General features: G+C 41.8%; 12 protein-coding genes and 3 pseudogenes. 14 read left to right on the top strand and 1 reads right to left on the bottom strand.

Annotation, left to right across the window (positions count from 1 at the left end; translation table 11 throughout):
• Positions 1-209 (top strand): annotated as a pseudogene (locus G630_RS25260) (RNA-guided endonuclease InsQ/TnpB family protein); the annotation flags it as partial.
• 57 nt (positions 210-266) lie between these two features.
• Here the strand turns inward: G630_RS25260 and G630_RS0117195 are convergent.
• Positions 267-1748: a PucR family transcriptional regulator gene (locus G630_RS0117195; RefSeq protein ID WP_026499304.1), complete on the bottom strand. Its 1482-nt coding sequence runs from the start codon at positions 1746-1748 to the stop codon at positions 267-269.
• Between the two features lie 195 nt (positions 1749-1943).
• Here G630_RS0117195 and G630_RS0117190 point away from each other — a divergent pair, with 195 nt between their 5' ends.
• The 13 genes and pseudogenes from G630_RS0117190 to G630_RS22525 form a co-directional block, all read left to right on the top strand.
• A complete protein-coding gene (locus tag G630_RS0117190; protein WP_026499303.1) occupies positions 1944-3878 on the top strand; it encodes an oxidoreductase in 1935 nt (644 codons plus the stop codon).
• 15 nt (positions 3879-3893) lie between these two features.
• A complete protein-coding gene (locus G630_RS0117185) occupies positions 3894-4754 on the top strand; it encodes an SDR family NAD(P)-dependent oxidoreductase (protein WP_026499302.1) in 861 nt (286 codons plus the stop codon).
• Positions 4755-5070: 316 nt separating this feature from the next.
• On the top strand, positions 5071-5511 hold the full coding sequence (locus G630_RS0117180) for a flavodoxin family protein (RefSeq protein WP_026499301.1): 441 nt from the start codon (positions 5071-5073) through the stop codon (positions 5509-5511).
• 11 nt (positions 5512-5522) lie between these two features.
• Positions 5523-5951, top strand: a complete 429-nt coding sequence (locus G630_RS0117175; RefSeq protein WP_026499300.1) for an SWIM zinc finger family protein — start codon at positions 5523-5525, stop codon at positions 5949-5951.
• Between the two features lie 9 nt (positions 5952-5960).
• Positions 5961-6512, top strand: coding sequence for a hypothetical protein (locus G630_RS0117170; protein WP_026499299.1), 552 nt, complete (start codon positions 5961-5963; stop codon positions 6510-6512).
• A 40-nt stretch (positions 6513-6552) separates the two neighbouring features.
• Positions 6553-6828 carry a hypothetical protein gene (locus G630_RS0117165; RefSeq protein ID WP_139176497.1) on the top strand — a complete coding sequence of 92 codons (276 nt, stop codon included), beginning with the start codon at positions 6553-6555 and terminating at the stop codon, positions 6826-6828.
• Positions 6829-6991: 163 nt separating this feature from the next.
• A complete protein-coding gene (locus tag G630_RS0117160) occupies positions 6992-7273 on the top strand; it encodes a DUF5131 family protein (RefSeq protein ID WP_026499297.1) in 282 nt (93 codons plus the stop codon).
• A gap of 151 nt (positions 7274-7424) precedes the next feature.
• Positions 7425-8012, top strand: a complete 588-nt coding sequence (locus G630_RS0117155; protein ID WP_044959723.1) for a DJ-1/PfpI family protein — start codon at positions 7425-7427, stop codon at positions 8010-8012.
• Between the two features lie 139 nt (positions 8013-8151).
• Positions 8152-8298, top strand: a pseudogene (locus G630_RS24420) (class I SAM-dependent methyltransferase); the annotation flags it as partial.
• 65 nt (positions 8299-8363) lie between these two features.
• Positions 8364-8888 (top strand): CHAP domain-containing protein, encoded by a 525-nt coding sequence (locus G630_RS22530; protein WP_026499295.1) that lies wholly within the window; start codon positions 8364-8366, stop codon positions 8886-8888.
• A gap of 30 nt (positions 8889-8918) precedes the next feature.
• A pseudogene (locus tag G630_RS23910) lies at positions 8919-9077 on the top strand (GyrI-like domain-containing protein); the annotation flags it as partial.
• Positions 9067-9384, top strand: coding sequence for a hypothetical protein (locus G630_RS0117130; protein ID WP_196805817.1), 318 nt, complete (start codon positions 9067-9069; stop codon positions 9382-9384). The pseudogene G630_RS23910 and the gene G630_RS0117130, both read left to right, overlap by 11 nt.
• Positions 9385-9484: 100 nt before the next feature.
• The coding region (locus G630_RS22525; protein WP_330363827.1) for a metalloregulator ArsR/SmtB family transcription factor at positions 9485-9707 on the top strand (223 nt) is incomplete at its 3' end.

Genomic DNA, 9707 nt, shown 5'->3' with positions numbered 1-9707 from the left:
CTGACTATGTTTTTTCGGGAAAAAGGATAAAGCGTGGACTCTACAGGCACTACGATGGGACAATAACAAATGCAGACATAAACGGAGCTGCAAATATCTTAAGAAAAGTATTCCCAAAGGTAACCCAATGGGATAGAGGCATAGTGGACATGCCCTGTTCTTTGGGATGCACTAAGCATCCCAAAGGTTCATGCCGCTCTGCGGCATAACAGAAACCTCTTCCGACGCAGAGTCGGTGGTGGTAGTTCATATCATAAAAGTTACTATCATAATAAGTGTAGAATCCCATTGATCTGATATGAGCATTGAAGCCTGAACACAGTTGCTGCGTCGTTTAGATCAATGTCTGTAATTTCTGTAATCTTGGTCATCCTGTAATTCATGGTGTTTCTATGTAGGAATAGTGCATCTGCAGTATCCTTTATGGAGCAGGACAGGCTCAGAAAGACCTTTAAGGTTTCAACAAGATCTGAGTCGTGCTCAAGGTCATAACGGTGAAGCTTATATAGAGCGGGATGTATATAGGACTGCAAAAGGCTTATATCCGATACATGGTTAAGAAGATGGTAAAATCTGTAGTCTTCATATCTGTGTACTTTAGACGGATTTCCAATTTGTTTCCCTATACGATATGCCTCCTGAGCATATTGGAAACTCTGAGGGAAAAGAGAAGCCGAATTAAACTCCGGGCTTATTCCTACATCCGATACATTTTTTAGAAGTTCATCGTTATTTTCTATGTCACCTATTATGCCGCTATATGAAGAGATAACAACAACAAGTTCTCTGAAGATGAATATTGTGTTCCCGGGTATCATGGAGTCAAGAGTTCTTTTGATAAAAAAGAGCTCATGTCTTGAGTGATGGATTGGCTTTAATACCACACAAAACGTATGCTCAGGTAGTTTGGGCAGCATTTTCTCAGTACTCTTTAAATCTTCCTCACTTCCATCAAGAAGCTTAATATACATATCCGTATCGTCCTTTGACAGATCAGGATATGTATTATGTATATTGATAAAAGCTGACAAAAATTCACTTATCTTTGGCAGATATGTCTTGTGAAATGATGTAAGACCACGGTTGTTATCGAGCAAAACAAGATATGCTACCGGCCTGTTTTCTATGAAAAGCTGTGAAGCCAGTTTCTCTTCTGTAGAGCTGGCGCATGTGACCTGAAAGCAGGCAGAAGTCTTGGGAAGACTCTGGGCGGGCATAAGCTCGTTCATCGCATTAATAAACTCAAAAGTGCAGGATCCTTTCTCTATATATCGCTGCCACAAAGGGTCAGTGATGGATACGGAAGTGGAGTGCGCAAGAACTTTAAATCCTAAGTCTGCAAGAACAATGGATCTGTCCAGGAAAAGGGCAGATTTGTTTATGAGCTCCGTTATGGAGATATTTTCCTTGGACAGCTCTTTCAGGTGCCTGAATCTGCTCTCGTGGTCAGTGGCTCTGAAAAATGCAGAAGTAAGAGCGTTCATACAGTTCATCATCTCTTTATCTGTTGTATATATAAATGAGATATTTTCAGGAAGTCCTTTTGTTGTTGTGAGAATACAGGGGGATTTTTCAGTTTCTCTGATAGTATCAGTATCCACTTTTCCAATATAGAGGCACGAAGGATCATCTAATGGCATGCCATCAGATAAAAATGAAAAGTGCGTAAGTTCCGGATTTGAATTCCCTACGTTTATGCTGCAGTTGCAGCTTTTCTTCATTATTTCAGCTATTCCTTCAAAGTTCATAAGATCCATCTCCATTTGTGTTGTGCATCAAGCACAATATATGCTCATCTGTTTATGCAGGCAAAATCTAGACCATTATTTTATAGCCCAGTAAAATTATTGTATTCATTGATGTTCATGGATGCAACTCTAAATCGAAACATTGTTGTAGTCTATGCACAATAAGTAGCATTTATATGTTTAAAGGAGGTACTTATGGCTTACGAAAAATTGTTTAAAAGTGGGCGTATAGGGGGCGTGCGAATCAAGAACCGCACAGTAATGCCTGCGATGGGAGTTTCGCTGGCAGATCCAACAGGAGAAGCTAACGAGCACATTATCAGATACTACGAAGACCGTGCAAAAGGCGGTGTGGGTCTCATTATCACTGAAATCACAAGAGTAGATGAGGTAGAAGGTATTGGTACACCTAATCAGCTGGGAGCTACAGATTCCAGACATGTTCCTCATCTCGAGAGGCTTGCTGAGCGTGTACACAAATATGGAACAAAAATCCTTGTTCAGCTTCAGCATCCAGGAAGGGAAAATAAATCATCCATTATAGGCGGCAGACAGATTGTTGCTCCTTCACCTGTTATGTGTAAGGTTACTAAGGAAATGCCAAGGGAGATGACAACAGAAGAGTGTTCAGCACTTGTAAAGAATTTTATCAAGGGTGCTGTCATCTGCCAGAAGGCCGGCATGGACGGAATCGAGCTTCACGCAGCTCATGGCTACCTTTTAAATGAATTCCTTTCTCCATATACAAATAAGAGAACGGACAGATATGGCGGATCTTTTGACAACAGAATAAGAATTCTTGAGGAGATAATCACAGGTATAAGATACATGTGTGGTCCCAGATTCCTTATTTCAGTGAGAATTTCAGCTGATGAATTTGTAGAAGGCGGATTAAAGCTTGAGGATACAATCAAGATTGCAAGAACACTTGAGAGCTTCGGCATCGACTGTATCAACGTTTCAAGCGGTATCTATGAATCTGCTACAACAATTATCGAGCCTTCTTCATATCCTCAGGGATGGAAGAAACATCTCGCATCCGCTATCAAGAAAAATGTAAAGATTCCGGTAATTGCAACAAATAACATCAAGGATCCTGAAGTTGCAGAAGCACTTCTTGAGGAGGGCGTTTGTGATTATATTGCTCTTGGCCGTGCTCATCTTGCTGATCCCGAATGGGCAAACAAGGCTAAGGAAGGCAGAGGCGATGAGATCAACAAGTGTATCGGATGTCTATACTGCTTCACTGCACTTTCAGACGGAGGACATATCAAATGTGCCGTTAACCCCAAGTGCGGAAGAGAAGTTGACTATAGCTGCGTAGAAAAGACTGGCAATGGCAGAAAGGTTGCTATCATAGGTGGAGGCCCTGCTGGAATGGTTTCAGCACTCACACTTAAGGAGAGAGGTTTTGAGCCTGTAATTTTTGAAAAGGCAGACTCTCTTGGCGGACAGCTTAATATTGCAACAAAGCCTATCATGAAGGAAAAGCTTCAGGCTTATCTTGATTCTCTTGTTTGCAGAATCAAGAAAAACAACATCGAAGTCAGACTTAATACAGAAGGCACTGTAGATGCTGTAAAGGCACTTGATCCCACAGCTGTTTTTGTTGCGACAGGTGGAACACCTATCGTTCCAGGGCTTCCCGGAGTTGATGGAGCCAATGTTATCACTGCTGAAGAATATCTGATGGGCAAAAAGGAAGTAAAGGGTGACGTTGTAGTAATTGGCGGCGGTGTAACAGGTATGGAAACTGCTGAGACCATTGCAACAAGAGGCGGAAATAAAGTTACTCTTGTAGAGATGACAAAAGACATCGGAAGAGGTCTTTACCGCTCTGTGATCGCTGATTTCACCATCAGATTCGGAAAACTTGGTGTAAATGTCATGACAAGACAGCAGTTCATGTCTGCAGATGAAGAATCAGTTGTTGTAATGAATACAGTAACAAGACAGATGACAAAAATTCCTGCTGGTACAGTAGTTCTTGCACTTGGAGTACGCTCAAATGATGTATCAGCACAGTTTGAAGAGAACTTTGATAATGTAATAGTACTCGGCGATGCAAACTTCCCCGGAAGAATTGCGGAAGCTACAACAGATGCACTTGGCAGAGCATCAACACTGTAAAGGGGAGGTTTTCAGATGAAAGAATTCAAGAATAAAGTTGCACTGATAACCGGTGCAGCAAATGGTTTTGGTAAAGAATTTTTAAAAGAAGCATCAAGGAGAGGCATGCGCATCGCTGCTCTTGATATCGAAAAGGACGAAGTAGAAGTAGCTGCCAAGGAAGCAAAAGAGCTTGGAGCTGCAGAAATCTTCACTATCCAGGCAGATGTAACAAAGGTAGAAGACTGTGAGAGAGCGGTTGATGAAGTTATTGAAAAATTCGGCGCGATTGACCTTCTTATGAATAACGCAGGTGTTGTGGTTCCTGGTGATATCTGGGACACACCGGTTCGAGACTGGGAGTGGATCACACACGCTAACTTCCTTAGCCATGTTTACTTCATGCACAAGGTTATTCCAATCATGATGAAGCAGGGTACACACTGCAATATCGTGAACACATGCTCAGTAGCAGGACTTATCACTTCAAATGGAATGCCCGCTTATCACGCTACAAAGCATGCTGCAGTTGCACTTTCTGAAAGTGTTAGCTATGACCTTCAGGCAAAAGGCGCAGATATTTCCATTAGCATATATTGTCCGGGATTTGTTCAGACAGACCTTCACCATGCTGAAAGACACCGCCCTGAGCAGTACAAGGATGCATCTGATCCTTACTACACAAGCAAGGAATTCGCTATGGGTCAGAAAATAGCAGAGCAGGTTATTGTAACAGGTATGCCTATAGATTCTGTGGGAATGAGAGTATTTAATGCTATAGAAGAGGATCAGTTCTATATCCTTACTCACCCTATCTATACGACCCTTATCGGTAAACGTGTGACAGACATGCTTGCAGGAAAAGGACCAAACCTCATGGAACTTCGCGGAAAATAATCAAAGCAAAGGGCTGTCAAAATGATCAATGTCATTAAGTTAAGGTGACAAAAACAAAAATTGTAGCAAACTGAGGATGAAGAACAAAGCACTTCATCCTCAATTTTTGTTTTTAAGGCATCACAAATAGACGGAGTCTCTCCGCCAAAATATGCAGCTTATCTTTTTTATGCTACTCTGATATGGTGGCGATGGCAGGATGAGAATTGGAAAATATAAGGATTCTGATTGTTAAATGTAGGCAATCAGAATCCTTTTTCTGTATAATTGGGGGATAGGGTTAAGTTATCAGACAGATAAAAAGGAGAAGAAGAGTTTGAAAACATGTATCATCTATTATTCCAAGCATCATGGAAATACCAAGAAGCTTCTTGATGCCATAAAGGCAGTAGATCCTGAGGTGGAATTTATCGATGCAACAGAGAAAAGGGAAGCAGATCTGAATGGATATGACAGGATTGGCTTTGCTTCAGGAGTATACTACGGGAAATTTGCTGAGCAGGTGCTGACTTTTGCTAAGGTTAACCTTCCACCGCAAAAAGAAGTATTTTTCCTGGCAACAGCGGGAAATCCAATGAAGAGTAACTTCAACAGTATTGCATCTGTTGCAGACGATAAGCAGAGTAAGGAGTTGGGCAGATTCCAATGTAAGGGCTTTGATACATATGGACCATTCAAGCTTGTTGGGGGCATTCAGAAAGGACATCCTACGGAAGATGAAGTAGCTGAGGCTGTGGCATTCTATAAAAATCTGTAAGGGGAGAATATATGGGGCTGATTGAACTTGCCAGTGGTAATTCAGTATGGCGCGGTATGGAATATTACAACGCAAAGAAAACTAAATCTGTAGAGAAGACGGGGCCGTTTACATATGACGGTACTGTTCAGGGTGAGCAGCTTTATCATGTTCACATAGACAAGGAGCATCCGAGGAAATCTTCATGTACCTGTCCCTTTGCCGAGGGAAGGAGAGTTATCTGTAAACACATGATAGCTCTCTATTTCACTGCGGAGCCCAAGGCTGCTGAAGATTTCCTGAAACAGGTCGAGGAATGGGAAAAAGAGGAAGAGGAAGAAGAACAGCGTCACTATGAGGAACTGAGGAAGTATGTTTACAGTTTGAGCAAGGCTGAACTCCAGCAGCTATATCTAGAAGCACTTATAGAAGAGGAAGAAAGACGCAATAGATATTGGTGAGGGATTCATATGGTTCAGATTAAGTTGGGACAAGCTCTTTTGATTATATGCTGCGTGTTTTATCTGATATGGTGGGGAGTTGCATTTCGCCCATCACATGGAGATAGTCATACGCACGGGATTGATGGGATACTACTTCTTGCTACAGCAATTGTTGGTTTGTCGGGGCTTGCTGTGAATATGATGGGGATTGTTAAAACACCACCAGAAAAAGGATTCATTTCAGGGCTCATTATTATAGCCGCTGGCATAGTTACATATTTGATTCTGCTCTATGGAACCAGAGTTTTTCTTCACAGGCAGGTGACGTCTGAACTATTTTTAATAGTAGGATGGTCGATGCTTGAAGTGGCATCTATAAACCGGGCTTTTGCCTGGGAGACAGTTACGATAGATAAGGTTGTTATCCTTCTCGTAATAACTGCGATAGCAGCAGTACTTAGTCTGTTTTTCTATCTGCAGTATTACAGGGTTAAGCCTATGACAGGATATCTGTTTGGGATGGTACCGCTTATGACAGAAGCGATAACAATGGGGATATTTGAATTTTTAACAAAATAGGAGATGTTTGGCCTGCGGAGTGAAAGAAGGAATAGTTACGATGAAAAAGACAATAGCAATTATAGCCGGTGTAATACCGGCAGTTTCTGCAGTAATAGCAATTTTTCTGATGGTATCACACTTTGATTCCGCGGTGATCAGGACAGTAATTAACATAACTACATTTCTTGGATTTTTAGGATTTGTATTCTTTTTTGCTGGCCGCAAGCTTGCGGGAGGGGATAAAACCGTCCGTATCCTAGGTGTTTTGGATCTGCTTGCTACGGCAAGTATCGTTGGATTCTACATTGTTGCAATCTTTGCATTTGGGCTGTGACTTTGGGATAGTGGAGAGGGATTCATATTTAACTGGAAGGCTTTCATAATGGAGCAATTATCATTTTTTGAGGAAAAGTACAATGATCCACGGACTCCGCTCGCTCTAAACTGGAATCTGTGGCATGGATGCACCAGAGCGAGTAAAGGGTGCCTAAATTGTTATGTTTACCGAAGAGGTGGATCTAAGTTCATATATCGAAAAATACAGGACTTCCGATGGACGACCGCTCATCGAGGAGGTTTCCGTAGGTGGCGAGTCTGGAGCAAATGCAAGGGTCTGCGATTATAAATGGGTAGAGAAGGTATGGTTACAGTGTAAAGAGAACGGAATCTCATTTTATTATCACCAGACAGGAGCAAAACTGATTAAGGATAGGAAGCTTTATAACATCCCAAGAAAGCTACAGCATATCCAGGCGCATAAAGCTGGATTGGATTTATAACTTTTTATATTACGTTCTAAAGTATTAATGTGCATAATGCAAAAGCAGTGAAAAACAGACCTTTTTCTGTGTGCGGATCAGGTCTGGCTTTGGTTGTACGATAATATATATTTACATAAGCCATGGCTTAAAGGACTGTCAATCGAGGAGGATGCGGTATTTGAATATTCTTTTATTCCTTGCAAAAGGCTTTGAAACTATGGAAGCCAGTGTTTTTGTTGATGTTATGGGATGGGCAAGAAATGATTTTGATTGTGATGTAAACGTAATCACATGTGGCCTGAGCAAAACTGCTGTGAGTACATTTGGAGTTCCGGTTACAGTAGATACACTTTTAAATGAAGTGAAAATAGAAGATTATGATGCGTTGGCTATTCCGGGCGGATTTGAAGAATATGGATTTTATGATGAAGCTTTTTCCGAAGAAGTATCTGAATTAATAAGAGGGGTTAACAGCCAGCATAAACCTATAGCGTCTGTCTGCGTTGCAGCTCTGGCACTTGCTCATAGTGGAATCCTGACAGGAAAGAAAGCAACAATATATCACTTAAATGGTGGAAACAGGCAGAAACAACTAGGTGAATATGGTGTTGAGGTAATAAATGAGCCTATCGTTCAGACAGATAATATCATAACATCATATTGTCCACAGACTGCTCCGGGAGTTGCATTTTCTCTCTTAAGCATTCTTGTGGGAGAAGAAAAGATGAGCGAAGTACGTACAGCAATGGGGTACTAAGGAGGGAAAAGTGAAAATACTTTTGGCTGACCAGAATAATCTGGAAGATGTAAGAAATATAAAGAGATCGAGTATAACAGGATTGAAACAGAGAATGGAGATTATCTCTGTTATGATGTGATGATGCTGGAGAAGGCTGATGATAATTCAGGATATTGATAAAGGAAGGCCCTTTGACTGGGGCAAAACATCAGAGGATTATGCCAAGTACAGGGACATTTATCCGCAGGAGTTTTATGAGTACATTTTGCAGCTGGGTTTGTGTAAGGACGGACAGAGGATGGTAATGAAAAGAGCATAATCTTTGAAAATATCGTGCTAAGGCGCAAATCGGGATTTGGTGAGGCGTATATGGAAAACGCAACAAGAGAAAAACTGGCCAGGCTGGCAAGGAATATGGCACAGGTTCCGTTTCACGGAGATGTTGATGGGATGGCGTCCAATCTTGCGCCGATTGTGCGATTGTTTCCGGCATGGAATCTCAAGGAAGCTGACGGGTTATGGTGTGCGGCGTTTGTCTATTATTGCTGCACGGCAGCGGGATTCGGGATCCCGTACAGACCTGATGAATGTAAAACCTGTCATCTGGCAGCATGCCTTGGCTGGGAGGAGTTTGCCGTAGGCGATCGGCGGATTGAATACCATAAAGGACCTGAAGGCTGTGTTCCGGAAACGGGTGACATCGTACTCTATGACAGGGTATTCGAGAACAAAGAGCACGACCATATAGGGATCGTCCTTGAGAATCGGAATCGTACGATCCTTGCCGCAGAAGGAAATGTGAATAATATATCCGGTATTATCGAACGTTCTATCGACGAACATATTCGTGCGTATATTCGAATTCCGGATGGGTATCGATACAGAGAAGAGTGACAAATTCAAGTTTTTATGGGAGATAACACCATGGCATTTGACTTTAAGAAGGAATACAGAGAATACTACATGCCTAAGAATACACCAGGAATAGTAAATATACCTAAGGCTAATTATTTAGCCGTCAGAGGCAAAGGCAATCCAAACGAAGAGGATGGCGCTTATCAGAAGGCAATCAGTGTATTGTATCCAGAAGGTTTACGACGAGTATTATAAACCGGTGACGGAATACAAAAACATGAAGGAACCTTTTGACTATCTTCATGCGACTGACTACGGCTATGTGGATCTGACGCGGCATGATTTTTACGGAAAACGCATTTTTTCTGCAGATGAATATGTGATGTATTGCGGCACGCACAGCGATCACATTTTGATCCCCGAGCCCTATAAAACGAAGTTTTTCGAAGGACTTCGGAGTGTGGTGCTTGCGGGCGGAGATAAAGTCGAGTTCCGGGATACTTATGTGCTGTATCTGACGAAGAAACCGGCGTAGTGCATAGTAAAATATCTCAGAAGATAAATTGCCCCGTAGGAGACAGAGTTTTAAAAGCTCTGTCTCCTTTTTGAAATAATACATTGACGAATATCTATGTATGTGCTATTGTCAACACATAGATAAACATCTATATAAGGAGAAGATTATGGCCAAATTAGACGAAGTGCTGATATGTAAGGCTCTTGGAGATCCCAACAGAATGGAAATAGTTAAGATGCTTTCTGATCAGGAGAAGTGCGGATGCAAGCTTCTTGAAAAGTTCGATATTACACAGCCGACTCTTTCTCATCACATGAAGATACTGGTAGATTCGGGACTGG

The organism is Butyrivibrio sp. WCD2001 (genome assembly GCF_000424485.1).
Classification (GTDB): domain Bacteria; phylum Bacillota; class Clostridia; order Lachnospirales; family Lachnospiraceae; genus Butyrivibrio.
This window is presented reverse-complemented; position numbering and strand designations above follow the sequence as displayed.